This is a genomic window from Alcaligenes faecalis (assembly GCF_002443155.1).
Lineage (GTDB): Bacteria > Pseudomonadota > Gammaproteobacteria > Burkholderiales > Burkholderiaceae_B > Alcaligenes > Alcaligenes faecalis.
Genome location: NZ_CP023667.1, coordinates 3,569,867 through 3,586,737 on the forward strand (window position 1 = coordinate 3,569,867; position 16,871 = coordinate 3,586,737).

The 16,871-nt window shown below is 57.1% G+C and carries 16 protein-coding genes and 1 pseudogene; 5 read left to right on the forward strand and 12 right to left on the reverse strand.

What is annotated here, in order from left to right:
* Positions 1-12: 12 nt before the first annotated feature.
* From CPY64_RS16590 to CPY64_RS16610, 5 genes are all read right to left on the reverse strand, one after another.
* Positions 13-672 carry a DUF502 domain-containing protein gene (locus CPY64_RS16590; protein WP_026483570.1) on the reverse strand — a complete coding sequence of 220 codons (660 nt, stop codon included), beginning with the start codon at positions 670-672 and terminating at the stop codon, positions 13-15.
* 11 nt (positions 673-683) lie between these two features.
* Positions 684-887, reverse strand: coding sequence for an FmdB family zinc ribbon protein (locus CPY64_RS16595; RefSeq protein ID WP_332840192.1), 204 nt, complete (start codon positions 885-887; stop codon positions 684-686).
* A gap of 264 nt (positions 888-1,151) precedes the next feature.
* Positions 1,152-2,411 carry a putative Na+/H+ antiporter gene (locus CPY64_RS16600; RefSeq protein ID WP_042485500.1) on the reverse strand — a complete coding sequence of 420 codons (1,260 nt, stop codon included), beginning with the start codon at positions 2,409-2,411 and terminating at the stop codon, positions 1,152-1,154.
* A gap of 43 nt (positions 2,412-2,454) precedes the next feature.
* Positions 2,455-3,399 carry a 4-hydroxybenzoate octaprenyltransferase gene (gene ubiA / locus CPY64_RS16605; RefSeq protein WP_042486074.1) on the reverse strand — a complete coding sequence of 315 codons (945 nt, stop codon included), beginning with the start codon at positions 3,397-3,399 and terminating at the stop codon, positions 2,455-2,457.
* 210 nt (positions 3,400-3,609) lie between these two features.
* Positions 3,610-4,806: an aminotransferase-like domain-containing protein gene (locus CPY64_RS16610; RefSeq protein ID WP_042485496.1), complete on the reverse strand. Its 1,197-nt coding sequence runs from the start codon at positions 4,804-4,806 to the stop codon at positions 3,610-3,612.
* Positions 4,807-5,101: 295 nt separating this feature from the next.
* On the opposite strand from CPY64_RS16610, the gene CPY64_RS16615 reads away from it, so the two are divergent.
* Genes CPY64_RS16615 through CPY64_RS16625 form a run of 3 tightly spaced genes read left to right on the forward strand, consistent with a single transcriptional unit; the run spans position 5,102 to position 8,359 of the window.
* Complete coding sequence (locus CPY64_RS16615; protein WP_042485494.1) at positions 5,102-5,707, forward strand: HutD/Ves family protein; 606 nt, start codon at positions 5,102-5,104, stop codon at positions 5,705-5,707.
* A 4-nt stretch (positions 5,708-5,711) separates the two neighbouring features.
* Positions 5,712-6,941: an imidazolonepropionase gene (hutI, locus tag CPY64_RS16620; RefSeq protein WP_042486071.1), complete on the forward strand. Its 1,230-nt coding sequence runs from the start codon at positions 5,712-5,714 to the stop codon at positions 6,939-6,941.
* Positions 6,938-8,359 carry a formimidoylglutamate deiminase gene (locus tag CPY64_RS16625; RefSeq protein WP_080723766.1) on the forward strand — a complete coding sequence of 474 codons (1,422 nt, stop codon included), beginning with the start codon at positions 6,938-6,940 and terminating at the stop codon, positions 8,357-8,359. The genes hutI and CPY64_RS16625 overlap by 4 nt, the downstream gene beginning before the upstream one ends.
* Before the next feature lie 11 nt (positions 8,360-8,370).
* Here the strand turns inward: CPY64_RS16625 and CPY64_RS16630 are convergent, their stop codons facing one another.
* The 4 genes and pseudogenes from CPY64_RS16630 to hutU form a co-directional block, all read right to left on the reverse strand.
* Positions 8,371-8,673, reverse strand: coding sequence for a helix-turn-helix domain-containing protein (locus CPY64_RS16630; RefSeq protein WP_042485492.1), 303 nt, complete (start codon positions 8,671-8,673; stop codon positions 8,371-8,373).
* Positions 8,660-9,040, reverse strand: a pseudogene (locus CPY64_RS16635) (type II toxin-antitoxin system RelE/ParE family toxin); the annotation flags it as partial. The gene CPY64_RS16630 and the pseudogene CPY64_RS16635, both read right to left, overlap by 14 nt.
* Before the next feature lie 398 nt (positions 9,041-9,438).
* The gene (gene hutH / locus CPY64_RS16640; RefSeq protein ID WP_042485489.1) at positions 9,439-10,974 is read right to left on the reverse strand and encodes a histidine ammonia-lyase; all 1,536 of its coding nucleotides are present in this window, start codon (positions 10,972-10,974) and stop codon (positions 9,439-9,441) included.
* 18 nt (positions 10,975-10,992) lie between these two features.
* Positions 10,993-12,723 carry a urocanate hydratase gene (gene hutU, locus CPY64_RS16645; protein ID WP_042485487.1) on the reverse strand — a complete coding sequence of 577 codons (1,731 nt, stop codon included), beginning with the start codon at positions 12,721-12,723 and terminating at the stop codon, positions 10,993-10,995.
* A 316-nt stretch (positions 12,724-13,039) separates the two neighbouring features.
* Here hutU and hutC point away from each other — a divergent pair, with 316 nt between their 5' ends.
* The gene (hutC, locus tag CPY64_RS16650; protein ID WP_226791410.1) at positions 13,040-13,729 is read left to right on the forward strand and encodes a histidine utilization repressor; all 690 of its coding nucleotides are present in this window, start codon (positions 13,040-13,042) and stop codon (positions 13,727-13,729) included.
* A 133-nt stretch (positions 13,730-13,862) separates the two neighbouring features.
* Here hutC and CPY64_RS16655 read toward each other — a convergent pair whose 3' ends face one another.
* Positions 13,863-14,723: a helix-turn-helix domain-containing protein gene (locus CPY64_RS16655; RefSeq protein WP_042485482.1), complete on the reverse strand. Its 861-nt coding sequence runs from the start codon at positions 14,721-14,723 to the stop codon at positions 13,863-13,865.
* A 133-nt stretch (positions 14,724-14,856) separates the two neighbouring features.
* Here CPY64_RS16655 and CPY64_RS16660 point away from each other — a divergent pair, with 133 nt between their 5' ends.
* Positions 14,857-15,411 carry a GNAT family N-acetyltransferase gene (locus CPY64_RS16660; protein ID WP_042485478.1) on the forward strand — a complete coding sequence of 185 codons (555 nt, stop codon included), beginning with the start codon at positions 14,857-14,859 and terminating at the stop codon, positions 15,409-15,411.
* A 9-nt stretch (positions 15,412-15,420) separates the two neighbouring features.
* Here the strand turns inward: CPY64_RS16660 and CPY64_RS16665 are convergent, their stop codons facing one another.
* Both CPY64_RS16665 and trxA read right to left on the reverse strand, forming a co-directional pair.
* A complete protein-coding gene (locus CPY64_RS16665; RefSeq protein WP_042485475.1) occupies positions 15,421-16,275 on the reverse strand; it encodes an arylamine N-acetyltransferase family protein in 855 nt (284 codons plus the stop codon).
* Between the two features lie 155 nt (positions 16,276-16,430).
* Positions 16,431-16,751 (reverse strand): thioredoxin, encoded by a 321-nt coding sequence (trxA, locus tag CPY64_RS16670; protein WP_042485472.1) that lies wholly within the window; start codon positions 16,749-16,751, stop codon positions 16,431-16,433.
* Positions 16,752-16,871: the final 120 nt, after the last annotated feature.

Genomic DNA, 16,871 nt, shown 5'->3' on the forward strand with positions numbered 1-16,871 from the left:
AAATTGGAAAATTCAGGTTCCAGCCAAGGGGGGTGTCCCTTCAGGACCCTCCGGCTGGTCAGAAACAGGGGGCAAAGCGATCGGCTCGGTAGGGCTGACCACTCCCATGGATACGATGTATTTAAGCGCCGCATCCACTGTCATGTCGAGCTTGTGTACATCCGCCCGAGGCATCATCAGGAAAAAACCGGAAGTCGGGTTGGGCGTGGTGGGCACATAGACGCTGACAAAGTCCTCGCCCAGTATCTGCGCCACTTGTCCGCCCGGCGTACCGGTCAAAAAGGCAATGGTCCAGGAACCCGCTCTGGGATACTGCACCAGAACGGCCTCGCGAAACGCCTGACCATCGGGTGCCAGCACCGTATCACTGACTTGCTTGACGGAATTATAAATGGAACGCACCAAAGGAATACGCCCAAGTAGCAATTCCCAACGATCCACAACGGCACGGCCCAGGTAATTGGCCGCCAGCAAACCCGTACCAAACAAGACTGCCAGCACCAGCACAATTCTAAAGCCGGGAATCCGCAGGCCGAACAGGGCCTGCGAAGACAGAAACTCCGGCACGACGCTCTCCAGCGTTTCGATCAACAAGGTCAGCACCCAGACGGTGATGACCAAGGGCACCCAAATGAGCAGGCCAGTGACGAAATAACGCTTGAAGGGGCGCATAGGGAATGGTGTTAGCTGGACGATGAGGAAGAAGGTGTCGTCGAAGCAGCGGGTGTGGACGTAGAGCCACTATCCGCCGGCTTGCTGCCACCCTGGTTACGAAAATCCGTTACATACCAGCCCGTACCCTTGAGCTGAAAGCCAGCCGCCGTAACCTGTTTGGTAAAGGTAGGCTGATTACATTCTGGGCAGACCTCCAAAACGGGGTCCGACATTTTTTGCAGCACATCTTTTTCGTATTGGCACGAGCTGCATTTATACGCATAGATAGGCACGACTCATCCTAACAAAAAGCCGAAACAAACTTCGAGAGACAAATAAGTAGGGTCGATACCAGCAAATTTCAAGCTGGGGACCCGCTCAAACAGAACCCGCAAAGAGTGCCCAGGGGCACTTCTGCCGTGATTTTAGCCCTTTTGGCGTTCAATCGCACTGAACTTTGCCTCAGCCAGACGGGCCGCGCCAGGCGGCCATCCGGATCAAATCAAAAATAGGCAGGCGGCAATCAGGGTCGGGACAGCCGCACTGATCAGCAAACGCAGGGGCGAAATAGCCCCGTCCGGGAAGCTGCCCTTCAAAATGGAGAAACCCGCCGGATTAGGCGCGTTGGCAATGACGGTCAAGCCACCACCCGTTACCGCACCGGCCACCAGCATGTAGCGCCAGATATCCGAGGTGCCTTCAACCAGAGAGCCCAGATAGGTCAGGGCAGCATTGTCGGTCACGGCGGTCAACGCCGTTGCGCCCCAGAACAGCACGGTGGGCGACAAGCCGCCCAGCAGATCCTGCAACCACCACTTTTGCAAACCGCCCAACACCACCAAGCCAGCCAGGAAGAAACCCACCATCAGGCCCTCGCGCACCAGCAAGGGGTTCTGGTAATGCTTATAGGAGTGGGCGTAGCCAATGAACAGCATCAGCAAAGCCATGAACACAATGGGGTGATGCGCACCAAGCACAATCGCCACCAGGAAAGCCACGTGAATGGCCATGACGGTAATGGGCACCGAACGCTGGGTCTGGCCAGACTCGGGCATGCCCTGCCCCATTTCCAGCAAGGCCTTACGGCAAACCAGAGTCACCAAGGTGGCATTGATCAGTACGGCCAGAACGGCGCGCCAACCAAAATGCGTTGCCATAAAGGAAGTATCCCAGCCAAAGGTGCTGGCCACCATCAGAACGGGAGGTGCGGCATAGGCCGTCAGCACACCACCGATGGAGACGTTCACAAACAGCACGCCCACCGTCAAATACTTGAAACCGGCATGGCCCTGGTGACGGAAATAGGCTTTGTGCAGCAGCAGCGCCGCCAAAGTCATGGCTGCAGGCTCGGTAATCAGGGAGCCCGCCAAAGGCACCACGGAAATTGTGATGAAGTAGGTGGAAATCTTGTCCGACATGGGCAGCGCACGTGCCAGCACCGACACCGTCTTGTTCACCAACTCCAGAATCGGGCGGCTGGCGGCAACCACCATAATGGCAAACACAAACATGGGCTCGGTGAAGTTGCGGCCTTCCAGATACTCGATGGCCGACTGCAAATCCACAAAGACGGCCATATAGGCCACCAGCACACAGGCCCAGACGCCAAATACGGCCTCGACCTCGGACAACATATGCCACAAGCCGGCATGATTGCCGCCCTTGTTGGCCAGGCGCGCAAACACCGGGACCGAGAAGGTGTGGACGATGGCAATGGCAAAGAGCGCCGTTGCAACATATTCAAGAGGAGAGGCCATTCTTCAAACCTTTAAAGCTTTAGGTAAATTGCTTGAACGCGTTTCAAGCCAGACTGATGGTGCCCGCCAAAGCGGCTACCACCAGCAACACACCAACCCAGATATTGGCGCGGAACAGACGCAGGCCCCGCTCGGGGTACCGCACGTCAAAGTGCCGCATCTGCCACAGCAGATGAATGGCAATCACTGCCATCACCACGTAGTACAAAATCCGCTCGTTCAGCAGAAAACCGCCCACCAGCCAGCAGGCCATCGCGGCGATGTAAAAACCGCTGATCCAGGTTTTGCCTGCCTCGCGGAAACGCAGGGCCGTGGAGTGCAGGCCCAGCTTGGTATCGTCAGCCACGTCGATATAGGCATAGATGGAGTCGTACCCCACCTGCCAAAAAATCGCGCCCACCCACATCAGGATGGCGCCAAAAGGCACCATATTCTGCGTGTCGGACCAGGCCATCAGCATGCCCCAGTTAAAGCAGATACCCAGGACCACTTGTGGCCAGTAGGTAAAGCGCTTGCACAAGGGGTAGATCATCACAATGGGAAACAGGGCCAGCGCCAGCCAGCGGCTGTACTCATTAATGGCAAAAAGCAGCAAGGCACACACAGCCATCTGCGCCAGCACGAAAATCACGGCCTTGCGCATGGTGAGCTGGCCGCTGGTCAGGGGCCGGAAACGGGTGCGTTCAACCTGGTGGTCGAAATTACGGTCCGCCATATCGTTAAAGCAACAGCCAATGCCGCGCATCAACAAGGCACCCAGGGAAAAGATCACCACACGCCACAAGGTAGGAATACCGTCTGCTGCCTGCACCAGAGCGGCCAGGGCGGGCAAGAGGGTCAACCACGTACCAACGGGGCGGTCCAGCCGGCACAAGCGGGCATACGGCCCCCAAGAAGCGGGAAGATAGCGGGCCACCCAATCATTGTTGGGGCGCATATCGGACAGATCAGGGCGCGGGGAGGATTCCGAAGCGGATGGAGATGTCATAGAGGTAAAACCTAAATCCAGGCCTTGGGCCATAGACTGAAAACAGGCATACCCTCTGGCAGAGGGTATGCGGTGGATTCCGGGAACGTGCCCATGCTCCTGGAGCACAGAAAACTGGATGGGCGGCCCTTGAAAACCACAACGCTGGCCCAGCCAGCGCATGAAAAGACGCAGACCATCAGTCTGCGTCCATTGCCTGCCAAACAGCCATCAGGCTTCTTTGATGAGTTTACCCAAGATGGCGATGCCTTCGCGAATTTTTTCCTCAGGCACGGTGGCAAAGCTCAGGCGCAAGGTATTGCGCTTGACGTCCTTGCCCGCGTAGAAGGGCTCGCCAGGCACAAAAGCTACCAGATTTTCAATCGCTTTTTGCAACAGGGCCGTGGCATCCACGTGCTCGGGCAAGGTCACCCAAATGAACATGCCGCCTTCAGGACGGGTCCATTGGGCCGTGTCCGGGAAGTTCTTGTCCATGGCGTCCAGCATGATGGCGCACTGTTTCTGGTAAATATCGCGCACTTTGGGCAGATGCTGTTCCAGAAAACCGTTATGTACGGCTTCGTAAACCGCCATCTGCGTCAGTGTAGACGTGTGCAAGTCCGTGGCCTGCTTGATCTGCACCAGTTTGTCGATGATCTTGGCAGGAGCCACGATGTAACCCAGGCGCAGGCCGGGAGCCAGCACTTTGGAGAAGGTCCCCAGGCGTATCACGGTGGCACCGGCCTTGCGGCCCAGGGACAGCAGGCTGGGCAGACGCTCGCCAGCGTAACGCAGTTCACCGTAGGGATCGTCCTCGACGATCGGGATATGCGCGGCAGCACATCGCTCTACCAGATCCTGACGACGCTCCAAAGGCAGGCGCAGGCCGGTGGGGTTCTGGAAGTTGGGCAGTGCGTACAGCAGACGGGCACCCATGGCTTCAGGAGCCGACACGTACTCGGGGATCATGCCCTGGCCATCGGTAGGAATCGCCACAAAAGACGGATCGTACACAGACAAAGCCTGCAAGGCGCCCAGGTAAGTAGGCGACTCCACCAGCACCTTGCTGCCTTCGTCAATAAACAGCTTGCCCAGCATGTCCAGCGCTTGCTGCGAACCGTTCACCAGCAAAATTTCGTCGGCGTCCACAGGGGCGCCTTCGGCGCTCATTTGCTCTGCCAGCCATTGGCGCAGGGGCAGATAGCCTTCCGTCGTGGTGTATTGCAGCGCCACACGGCCCTGCTCGCTCAATACCTTGTTGAACGCGCTTTGCATTTCCTCGACAGGAAAGCCAACTGGCGTGGGCAGACCACCCGCAAAGGAAATAATCTCGGGACGCGCAGTGACCTTGAGAATTTCACGAATTGCGGAGCCACTCAGTTTCTGGGCACGTTGGGAAAAGGTAAAAGACTGCGAGAGGGTATCCATGATTCGGAAAAGTCCTGAAGAAGAACGATTAAATACTTCAAATGCAAACTTTCCAGCTTGCAACAATGAACGCAGGATGCCGGAGAAACCAGGCATCCTGCACCTTTGAATGAGTTATGACGCGAGTTTATTAGCGTATACCTTGCCACCAAGCGGCTTGCAGCGCAAGTAGCCAAAGGGTTTATGCTCGGGATTTACCCTGAAAAAACGGCTCGCCCGTCAAGGCAATCGTCGCGCTTTGTCTATACTCGGCTATTGTATATACAATTAAAAATCCGCCCGGAGCCATGCCACCATGAGCGATCCCCACCCTGCCACTTTGTTTCGCTTGCTGAACATCAGCAGCCTGCCCGCGCAGCCCTGGAAAAATGGTGGCGGCACCACGCGCGAAGTGCTGTGCCATCCTCAACATGCTGGCTACGAACACTTTGACTGGCGCATCAGCCTGGCCCAGATTCAGACCTCCGGCGATTTTTCCCGCTTTCCCGGCATAGACCGACACATCATGTTGATCGAGGGCGACAACATGCAGCTGATTCACGACCAACATATCCATGTGCTGCATCCGTTCCAGCCCTACGCCTTCGCCGGCGAGGACAAAATGGCCTGTTTGTTACCACTAGGGCCGACACAGGACTTGAACCTGATGCTGCGTCGAGGCCGGGCCCAAGGCAGCTTGCAAGCATGGCAAGGGCGGAACGACTCCATAAGCCTGGCTGCTGGCACACACTTTCTGTATGCACCGCAAGGCGGCTATCAGCTCCAGGCCGAGGCACACAGCTGGACCCTGGACACCGGGCAAGCCTTGATCGGCCAGACCCCCGCCCCCTTGTCGCTGCAACTGCAGGCCAACCATGCTGATGCCCCGCTGGTCTACGCCTATATCGCTCCCACGGAATGAAATGATGAGCCACACACTTTGGACTGATTTACGCCTGGCCCCCAACGCCGACCCCGAGCACGTCATCGAAGATGCCTGCCTGGTCGTACGGGCGGACCGTATCGCCTGGATGGGCCCACGTCATGACCTTCCCGTGCAGTGGCAACACCCCGCCCACGAACACAAGCTGGGAAATCGCTGGGTGACCCCCGGCCTGATCGACTGTCACACCCATCTTGTTTACGGCGACAACCGCGCCCAGGAATTTGCCCTGCGGCTGGCCGGGGCCTCTTATGAAGAAATCGCCCGCCAGGGTGGCGGCATTGTGTCCTCCGTCAAAGCCACCCGCTCCCTGAGCGAGGACGAATTGCTGGCCCAAGCCCTGCGCCGTCTGGATGCCTTGCTGGACGAAGGCGTCACCGCGATTGAAATCAAATCCGGCTACGGCCTGAATCTGGACAGTGAACGCAAAATGCTGCGCGTCGCCCGCCGTCTGGGTGAGTTGCGTCCGGTCACGGTGCGCAGCACCTTTTTAGGCGCCCATGCCCTGCCCCCCGAATTTGCCGGGCAAACCGATGCCTACCTGGATCTGGTCTGCGATCAAATGTTGCCCACCCTTGCACAAGAAGGGCTGATCGATGCGGTTGACGTCTTTTGCGAGCGTATTGCCTTTGATCTGAAACAGTCCGAGCGCGTCCTGAAAGCAGCTCAAGCCCTGGGCCTGCCCGTCAAAATGCATGCCGAGCAGTTATCCAATCTGGGCGGCACGGAAATGGCGACACGCTACCAGGCCCTGTCCACCGATCATCTGGAATATCTGGATGAAGCAGGCGTCATCGCCATGAAAAAAGCCGGTACCGTGGCCGTCCTGCTGCCCGGAGCCTACTATTTTCTGCGCGAAACCCAGCTCCCCCCGATTGAACTACTACGCAAACACGGCGTGCCCATGGCTCTGTCCACTGACAGCAACCCCGGCACTTCCCCCTGTGCTTCCCTGTTGCTCATGTTGAACATGGGCAGCACACTCTTCAGGCTGACCGTTCCCGAAGCTCTGGCAGGCGTCACCCGCCATGCCGCCCAGGCCCTGGGCGCCCCGGACATCAGCGGTGAACTGAGCATCGGGTCCCGCGCCGACTTTGTCGCCTGGGATATCGACTCTCTGCCCGAGCTGGTCTACTGGCTGGGCCTGCCACGCTGCGCCCTGGTCGTGTACCAAGGCAGCATCAGCCGCGACCTACGTAAGGAATCACCATGAGCATCCCCCGGCAATATGAAGCACTCTGGGCCCCTTGGGCCTATCTGGACGGCCAGTGGCAAGCCAATGTGCTGCTGCGCTGGGACCAGCACGGCACACTGACAGACGTTCTGCCCGACGCCAGCCAGCAGGATATAGACGCGGCAGGCTCCGTCCACACAGCGCAGGGTGCTGTATTGCCGGGCATGCCCAATCTGCATTCACATGCCTTTCAAAGTGCCATGGCCGGGCTGACCGAGTTTCGCGGGCAAGGCCAGGACAGCTTCTGGAGCTGGCGCGACCTGATGTACCGTTTCGCTGCCCGCCTGGAGCCCGAGCACATGCAGGCCATTGCCCAATGGCTCTATATACAAATGCTGAAAGCGGGCTATACCAGCGTGTGTGAATTCCATTACCTGCATCACCAGCGCGACGGTCAGAATTACGCGCCCATAGGCCTGCTGGCCCAAGGTGTCATGGAAGCGGCCAGCGCCAGCGGGCTGGCCATTACCATGCTGCCCGTGCTGTACCAATACAGCGATTTCGGCAGCAAGGCGCCGCGTCAGGATCAACAGCGCTTTTTGAACAGCCCCACGCAGTTGCTGTACCTGCTGGAGTCCTTGCACAACAGCCATCCCTTGAATGCAGACCGGCGTTACGGTGTTGCGCCCCACTCCCTGCGTGCCGCCAATGTCGGTTCCATCAATACCCTGATCGACGGCCTGCACAGCCTGCCCTCGCGCCACCCGATCCACATCCACATTGCCGAGCAGATGGCCGAAGTGCTGGCGTGCGGGAACATCAAGGGCTGCAGCCCGGTTGCCTATCTGTACGACAACTTCAATGTGGATGAACGCTGGTGCCTGGTTCACGCCACCCATATCGACGAGCAGGAGCGCCAGCAAATTGCCCGCAGCGGTGCCGTAGCGGGTTTGTGCCTGACCACCGAGGCGAATCTGGGCGATGGCCTGTTCCCCGCCGCCGCCTTTCTGGCCGAGCAAGGACGTATGGGCATAGGCTCGGATAGCCATATCTGCGTAGACTGGCGTGCCGAACTACGCTTGCTGGAATATGGTCAACGATTGATCAACCAGCAACGCAATGTACTGGCTTCGCCCCAACAGCCTTTTGTGGCGGACTACTTGTTCGAGACCTGCGCACACGGTGGCGCGCAAGCTTCAGGACGAGCCAGCGCGCAACTCAGCCCCGGCCATCAGGCAGATTTAATGGTGATTGATCTGGAGCACCCCAGTCTGGCGGGGCTGGATAGCCAGCATTGGCTGTCAGCCCTGGTCTTTTCCGAACGCGCCCACGCCAACCCGATTCGTGATGTATTCGTCAGCGGGAGAGCCTGTGTGACAGAGGGCCATCATCCACAGGAAGAAGCGGCATTTGCGGCTTATAAAAAAGCATTGAGCAGTCTACTGAACAAGGCGTAAGTACAAAAAAATCAGATAATGGCCTGTAAACCCTTGTCGGCAATGATGTTCAGCAGCTTGAGCGCCGGGCCAGCAGGGCGGGTTTCACCTTGCTCCCACTTGCGTATGGTCGATGCCGTGGTATGCAAATAAAGCGCAAATACTGGCTGACTGAACTTCAAGCCTTCCCGCAGCCGCTTGATGTCGACCGCATCGAACTCCCGAACTGGCGGCGGACAAATCGCGTCAAACTCGCGCATCGTCACCTTGTCGATCGCTCCTGCCTCCTGGAGCGTCGCCAGATCGCCGCGCAGCGATTCGATGATCTTGCTCACAATGCACCTCCAATAACACGTCAGCCTGCAATGCCTTGAACAAGGCTTCAGGGGCCAAGCCCAAGAACAACTTACCGACAAACTGCAGCGCTTTCTTCTCATCCTGCGTGATGTTCCCCTTCTCGCTCTTGGAGAAACCATGCAGGAACACATAACGGCTACCTATTCTGGCTGAAAGCAAGCTGCGATAGCCGCCGCTTTTGCCACCACCAGGACGAGCTACCCGCTTCTTGTATAAGGAGCCACCCAAGTCCACATCGATCAGACCGCTTTCCATCTCCTGAACCGCCTTGCACAAGGCAATATCAGGCAGCTTCTCGGCCGCCTGCCATCGTGCAAAGTCTTTGCGCTTGAGGACGCGCGTCATATCGACCTCCAAACTATACCCGTATCGGGCATACTTATCAATCTCTTGCCGTGGAACAGCTAAGTCGCCACCAACGCAGCCGCATCCCACGCAGGTTTATCCTCCTTATGAACATAGCGCATACACATCGCCACAGCCATGTGACTTGTGAGCTTTATATCCATCTTGATTGGCACGCCTCAGTTGGCAATACAGGCCGTCGCTCGATAGCAGATACCGTGCCTGCCTACGTAGGGGACGCAGTAGCCGTCGTGTTCACCGTGGACTTATGTCAGCAGGGCGTAGTCCAGAGAAATGCAATGCTGGGGTCGTCGTGAAGCAAAAAAATCCCCGGCTTGGTGATCCAGGCCAGGGACAAGTTCGTGGAGACAAAAACAATCAGCAGTACTTCATGAAAACTAGAAAAGATCAGCCGCCGTCGCTGCCAGGCTCTCGTCCAGCACCAGGGCTTTCAGAGCCTCGATATCGGGAGCCAGATAACGGTCCTGATCGTAGAAAGGAACGGCCTGACGAATCACATCCTGCACCTTCTTCAAGCGCTCGGAAGTCAGCAAAGGCGCATGGAAATCAATGCCCTGTGCCGCGCACAGCAACTCAATCGCCACAATCGCAGCCGTGTTCTGTGTCATGTCTTCCAGCCGGCGCGCCGCAAAGGTTGCCATGCTGACGTGATCTTCCTGGTTAGCGGAAGTAGGCAGGCTATCCACACTGGCAGGATGTGCCAGCGACTTGTTTTCCGAAGCCAGAGCCGCCGCGGTCACATGGGCAATCATGAAGCCTGAATTCAAGCCTGCGGATGGGACCAGAAACGGTGGCAAGCCGGAAATACTGGCATCAATCAACAAAGCGACTCGGCGCTCTGCCAAGGCACCAATTTCAGCAATCGCCAGAGCTAAACCATCAGCTGCGAACGCCACTGGCTCGGCATGAAAGTTGCCACCAGAAATCACCTGATCCGGCTCGCCATTTTTGCCGGGGAACACCAGCGGGTTATCCGTGACAGCATTGGCTTCGGTCAGCAAGGTACGTTCGTTTTGCGTGATCAGATCCTGAATCGCACCCATCACCTGGGGCTGGCAACGCAAGCTGTAGGGGTCTTGCACCTTGTTGTCATTGTCCCGGTGCGACTGACGAATCTGGCTGCCAGCCAGCAGCTCCCTATACAGGCGGGCCGCGTAAATCTGCCCTGGCTGTCCACGCACCTCATGGATACGCGCATCAAAAGGCGCATCACTGCCTTTGGCAGCGTCCACACTCAAGGCACCGGCCAGAATCGCATTACGGAACAAGGTCTGGGTGCGGAACAAGCCATTCAGCGCCAGGGCCGTAGACACTTGCGTGCCATTGATCAGCGCCAGCCCTTCCTTGGCGGCCAGCACAATCGGGGTGATACCCGCCTTGGCCAAAGCCTGCTGGGCCGGCATCCATTCACCCTGCCACTTGGCTTGCCCTTCCCCGATCAGCGTCAAGGTCATGTGCGACAAAGGCGCCAAATCGCCCGATGCGCCTACAGAGCCTTTGGACGGAATAAACGGCACCACCCCCGCATTCAGAATATCCAGCAAGGTCGTGACCACATGCGAGCGTATGCCCGAAAAGCCGCGCGCCAAGCTGGCAATTTTCATGGCCATGATCAAGCGGGCCACTGCATCGGATACCGGCTCACCCACCCCCACGGAGTGCGACAGAATCAGGTTCTTTTGCAATTGCTCCAGATCGTGGTCCGGAATACGTTGCTGAGCCAGCTTGCCAAAGCCGGTATTGATGCCATAAGCCGGATTACCTTCGCGGATGATCTTGGCCACAATGGCCGAGGACGCATCCATGGCACCAATCGCCTCTGGCGGCAGAGTCAGAACAGTCGGTTCCTGCCAGATTTGGCGCAGCTGTGCCAAAGTCAGTGCGCCGGGAGAAAGCTCGATACTCTTGCTCATTTATCTGTCCTGTTTTTCTTACTTGATCATGGGCAGTGTCAGCCCGAAATTCTTGGCTGTTTGAATCGCCAGCTCGTAGCCGGCATCCGCATGGCGCATCACACCACTGGCGCAATCGTTAATCAAGACCCGCTCCAGACGGGCCGCGGCCTGCTCGCTACCGTCAGCCACTATCACCATGCCTGCGTGCTGGCTGTAACCCATGCCTACTCCGCCCCCGTGGTGCAGCGAGACCCAGCTCGCCCCGCCTGCGGTATTCAGCAAGGCATTCAACAAAGGCCAGTCCGACACGGCATCCGTGCCATCACGCATGCTTTCGGTTTCGCGGTTGGGGCTGGCCACCGAGCCGGTATCCAGATGGTCACGACCAATCACAATCGGTGCTTTCAGCTCGCCTTTGCGCACCATTTCGTTAAAGGCCAGACCGGCGCGGTGACGCTCGCCCAGCCCCAGCCAGCAAATTCGTGAAGGCAAGCCCTGGAAAGCAATGCGTTCCTGCGCCATGTCCAGCCAGCGATGCACGTGCTGATTGTCGGGGAACAGCTCTTTGATTTTTTGATCGGTTTTGTAAATATCTTCCGGGTCGCCCGACAAGGCCACCCAACGGAACGGGCCTTTGCCCTCGCAAAACAAGGGGCGAATATAGGCAGGTACAAAACCGGGAAAATCGAAGGCATTGGCCACGCCTTCATCAAACGCGACCTGGCGAATGTTATTGCCGTAGTCCACAACCGGAATACCCATTTTCTGAAAATCCAGCATGGCTTGTACATGAACGGCGCAAGACTTGGCTGCGGCTTGCTGAATGCGGGCGTGTTGCGCCGGGTCTTTCTGCGCCGCCTGCCACTGCTCCACCGTCCACCCCGAAGGCAAATAGCCATTGAGCAGATCGTGGGCGGATGTCTGGTCCGTCACCAGATCAGGTTTCAAACCACCGGCTTGGGCGCGTCGCACCAGTTCGGGCAATATATCGGCGGCATTACCCAGCAAGCCAATCGACACAGCCTCCTTGGCGGCCGTGTGCTGGGCAATCAGCTCCAACGCATGGCCCAGATCGCGCGCCTGCTTATCCAGATAACGAGTCTGCAAACGGAAGTCGATACTGCTTTGCTTGCATTCAATCGTCAGCGATACCGCCCCGGCAAAGCTGGCAGCCAAGGGCTGTGCGCCACCCATGCCACCCAGGCCAGCAGTCAGAATCCAGCGCCCGGCCAGCGAACCACCAAAATGCTGACGACCTGCTTCAGCAAACGTCTCGTACGTGCCTTGCACAATGCCCTGGCTGCCAATGTAGATCCAGCTACCCGCCGTCATCTGTCCGTACATGAACAAACCGGCCTGATCCAGCTCGTGAAACTTCTCCCACGTGGCCCATTTAGGGACCAGATTCGAATTGGCCAGCAGCACGCGCGGTGCATCACTATGCGTACGGAACACCCCCACCGGCTTGCCGGACTGAATCAGCAAAGTCTGGTCATCTTCCAGCTGACGCAGGCTGGCCAGAATCTGGTCGTAGCACTCCCAGTTCCGGGCCGCACGCCCGATGCCGCCGTACACCACCAGATGCTGGGGATTCTCGGCCACGGCCGGGTCCAGATTGTTCTGAATCATACGGTACGCGGCTTCCGCCACCCAGTTCTTGCAACTGAGCTGTGTACCCGTAGGGGCATGAATCTGCCGCGCAGGATCGAAACGGGGATCTTGGCTGGCCGCCGAAGTGTGATGATCAGGCATGATGCTGTCCTCCATCTGAGGTGTCTCTGGATACGCGCTGGTTCTATCTGGCAGGCTGTTTCCACACGCGGAAGGCAGGTCCAAGCGCCGACAAAACAACGGTTTTCTTGTAAGCTCATGCCAATGTATAGTCATTTTTCCAAGTTGTCTATACATATAAAAGAGAGCCTTGCACAAGCCCGTGGATGTAAGCATGGCAAAGCATCACCCGCGGCCTGGTGCACGACCTCGGATCTGGCCTGCGCGAGACTCTTTTGCGTGAGAACACGTCCTACAGGAAAGCATAAAAATGGATGTCCCCCAGACGAGTCATTCGTCAACTGAACCAAGCATGCCTGCCTATCTGCAAATCAAGAATTTTGTGCTGGAGAAAATCCAGTCCGGCCAATGGCGTGAAGGTGATCTGATCCCTACCGAACTGGCTTTATGCGAGCAGTTTGGCGTGTCGCGCATGACGGTCAACCGCGCGCTGCGGGAACTGACAAATGATGAGCTGCTGGTTCGCATCAAAGGCTCGGGCACCTATGTGGCGCAGCCCAAATTCCAGTCCACCCTGATCGAGATACGCAGCATCGCGCAGGACATACGGGAGCGCGGCCACCAACACAGCTGTCAGGTGCTGAGCATGGAGCGGCTGCACGCCAGCCCGTCTCAAGCGCGGCTGTATGGCATTGCACCGGGCGCGGCGCTGTTTCATTCCATTATTGTTCATGCCGAAAACGGCTTGCCTATCCAGTACGAGGATCGTCTGGTGGATGCGCAAATGGCGCCGGATTACATGGAGCAGGACTGGAGCCAGATCACGCCTAATGAGTATCTGGTGCGGGTTGCTCCCTTGCCGACCGGCTTTTACAGCATTGAAGTGCTGGTGCCGCCTACGGGAATCGCACAGGCCCTGCACATGAAAGAGCAGCAGCCCTGTTTGGTGATGGACCGCCGCACTTTTTCCAGCGATCAGTTCACGACTCACGCCAGGCTGTGGCATCCGGGGGATCGCTATAAATTCACCGGCAAGATGTAGGCCGTAAATCTGCTCTGCCTAGAGTTTGACTCACAAACGCATCGATCAGGCGCACAGGCTTCTGGCCTTCTGAGTCATACACCGTCGCCATTTTCTTGTCGCATTGACCTAGCACGACCAACCCTTGAGCTGATCAATTGCCAACCACACCGGAACGAGCCTGCTCATGCTGGCGATAGCGGGTCAACGACAAGCCTGTGTGGCGCTTGAAGTACCGGCACAGATAAGAGGGATCCTCAAAATTCAGCTGATCGGCAATCTGCCCGATCGCCAGCCGGCTGTAGGAAAGCAGTGCCTTGATCTCCAAAACCACCTGCCTGTCGATCAAGGCCTTGGGACTGTCGTTGAAAAACTCTTTGCTCAACTGAGATAGATAAAACGGGGTGATGTTGAGCGCATCGGCATAAAACTTCACCTCCCTATGCTCCCGACAATGCTGGCCAACCAGCTCCCAAAACCGCCAACTGATCATTTCCTTGCGGCTGAACTGCTGACTACCCTGATATTCAGGCGGAATCTGCTCGGCAATGCGCAGAAAGAAGTTCTGCAGCTGATTGCGCAGCATGATGTGCTGATACAAGGTGCGAGTCTGCACAATCTCGCGTAGCTGCACCAGCCAGGCAGCCAGCAAAGCCCGCTCTTTCCGCGGGAGCACACACAGCGGATTGTCATGCAGGAATACAAACAAGGGGTTAGGCAACTGATACGCCACTTCTGAGGCCAGGTTCTTGGGCATCAACAGGAAAAACACCTTGAAACTGTGCGAACGCCGTTTCAGCAGCGCAATCGTATCCTCCGCCAGCACCAGCACATCATGAGGACGTACAAGCTGATCCTTGAAGTTCAGGCTGACCAGAGCGCGGCCCGACAGGCAGATCATCAAGGTCATATAGGTATGACCAAAAGACAAAGGTATTCCCACGCCTTCCGCCAGCGTTGTCTCGCCTGTCAGCCAGCTGTCTTTGGCACTGAATAATTGTGGAATCTGATGCATGGTATTCGTCTTTCCTTTACGGCCCGGCAATCCGCAAGATTTTCTAAAAGTACCGAAACTGCCAAGTTCCTGCTCTGTTCCCTGAAGCCGCCAGGTTCTATTCTGTTTTCTGCTTAATTAGTGAGTAAAGAAAATGAAACTCCAAACAGAAAGGCTGATTTTACGCCCCTGGCAGGACAGCGACGCCGAGGATTTATACGAATACGCCAAGGACGACCGAGTCGGCCCGATTGCCGGTTGGCCGGTTCATACCAGCGTTGAGGAAAGTGCTGAAATTATCCGCACAGTTTTCAATATGCCCGAAGTGTATGCCGTCGAGCACAAGGACAATGGCCGAGCTGTTGGGTGCGTTGGCATCCTGATCGGCAAGAACAGCAACTTCGAGATTAGTGAAGAAGAAGGCGAAATTGCCTATTGGATCGGCGTGCCTTACTGGGGTCAGGGCTTGATTCCCGAGGCCGTGCGCGAAGTGATGCGACACGCTTTTGAAACGCTGAAGCTGAAGGCCCTGTGGTGCGGCTACTTTGCCAACAATGCCCAATCGCAAATTGCGCAAACCAAGTGCGGCTTTCGCCATCATCACACTGAGGAAAACAAGTACAACCAGTTCCTGCAGGACTACCGGACTGAACACATCAGCCGCATTACAGCTCAGGAATGGCTGGCCTTGCCCACACAACAGGCCTAACCCCAGCCATCACCCTCCTGTCAGCTCGGAAGCGGCATCCTGGGACTGACTCACACACAAAAACAACTCCTGGGCTTCTTCGCGGCTTAATGTCAGGCCCAAGCGTGACTGCAGGCATTCAGCCCAGGCGGCCGCGTCCTTGTACTGATGCCGTTGCGACAGGCGCGCATTGTCCCGCTGTGTATACGTGTCATTGACCATTAGCTCGCGTATACCGGGCTGGGTGCGGCTGATCAGCAGGCTGTTCAAGAACACCGACTGCGGATAGGTCGAGGTGTACCAATTACCGATTTCAAAATCGATCTGCGAGGCCGGAGCCAAGCCGTACTGATACACCGTCTGCCAGCCACTAAGGGTCTGGAACTGCAAGCTCAGCACTTCTCCGGCCTGCGTAATCCGATACATGCCATGTGGCGTTGTTTGCGGCGTATCCAGCACAAACTCCAAAGGCGCCGTTTGCGTGGTGGAGCCAAAAGCAACATCCGCAAACCAGCTACGGCCTTCAATCTCAACTCGCAGCAACATATGCGTCAAACCGGTTTCCACCTCGGCGGGGACTTGCCAGCGCACGCGGGCAATCAAAGGCGTGACGTTAAAGCCCATCTGCTGCAAAACCGCCAGAAACAGCGTGTTGTGCTCGAAGCAATAACCACCGCGTCGGCGGTGAATCAGCTTGTCCACAATAGCCTCCAGATCCAGGGGCACACTGTCTCCCCGGTAGGGCGCAATGTTCTCAAACGGGATCGCTTGCGGGTGCAGCAAATGCAGCTGCTGCAACACTTCCAGGCTCGGTTCCACCGGCCCCTGATAGCCGATACGGGCAAAGTAAGAATCAAGAAAAGCCGCTGTAGAAATGGCAGTCATCTGACACCTCAAAAAATCGCGATTATGAAAAACGGCAGTCTGCTCCACCTGTTTATACAGGTAAAACGACCGCCCAAAGCTGTCTTGCACCCGGCGAGCCAGGTCTGCCACCCTACCGACACCCCATTGCCAGCAAAGCGACAGACCCTAGTGGCTCAAGCGCTATGCTGACTGACGAAGTTCAGCAAATTCTGTTTGGGAACCGCAGCCACCAGACGGTCAATAACCATGCCGTCCTTGAACAGCAACACGGTCGGAATGCTCTGGACACCATAGCGCACGGCCAGGTCCGGCGACTTGTCCAGGTCCACCTCGCCAAACTGGGCGCGGCCCTGCATATCGTCAGCCAAAGCATTGAAAATGGGAGCCATCACCCGGCACGGCCCACACCACTGCGCCCAGAAACGCACGGCATACACATGGGAGGCCTGGCCCAGCTCGGCATCAAAATTGTCGTTATCAAGTGTCTTGAACATGAATGGAGACTCCATAAGGTAAGGGCGAGACGCCCGCTCCAGATCGCCACGGTATCGCGGCGATCGAAGGCAATAATCAGGCAAGCAAACAAGGTCCCGGCAGAGGGCCGGACCAGTCTT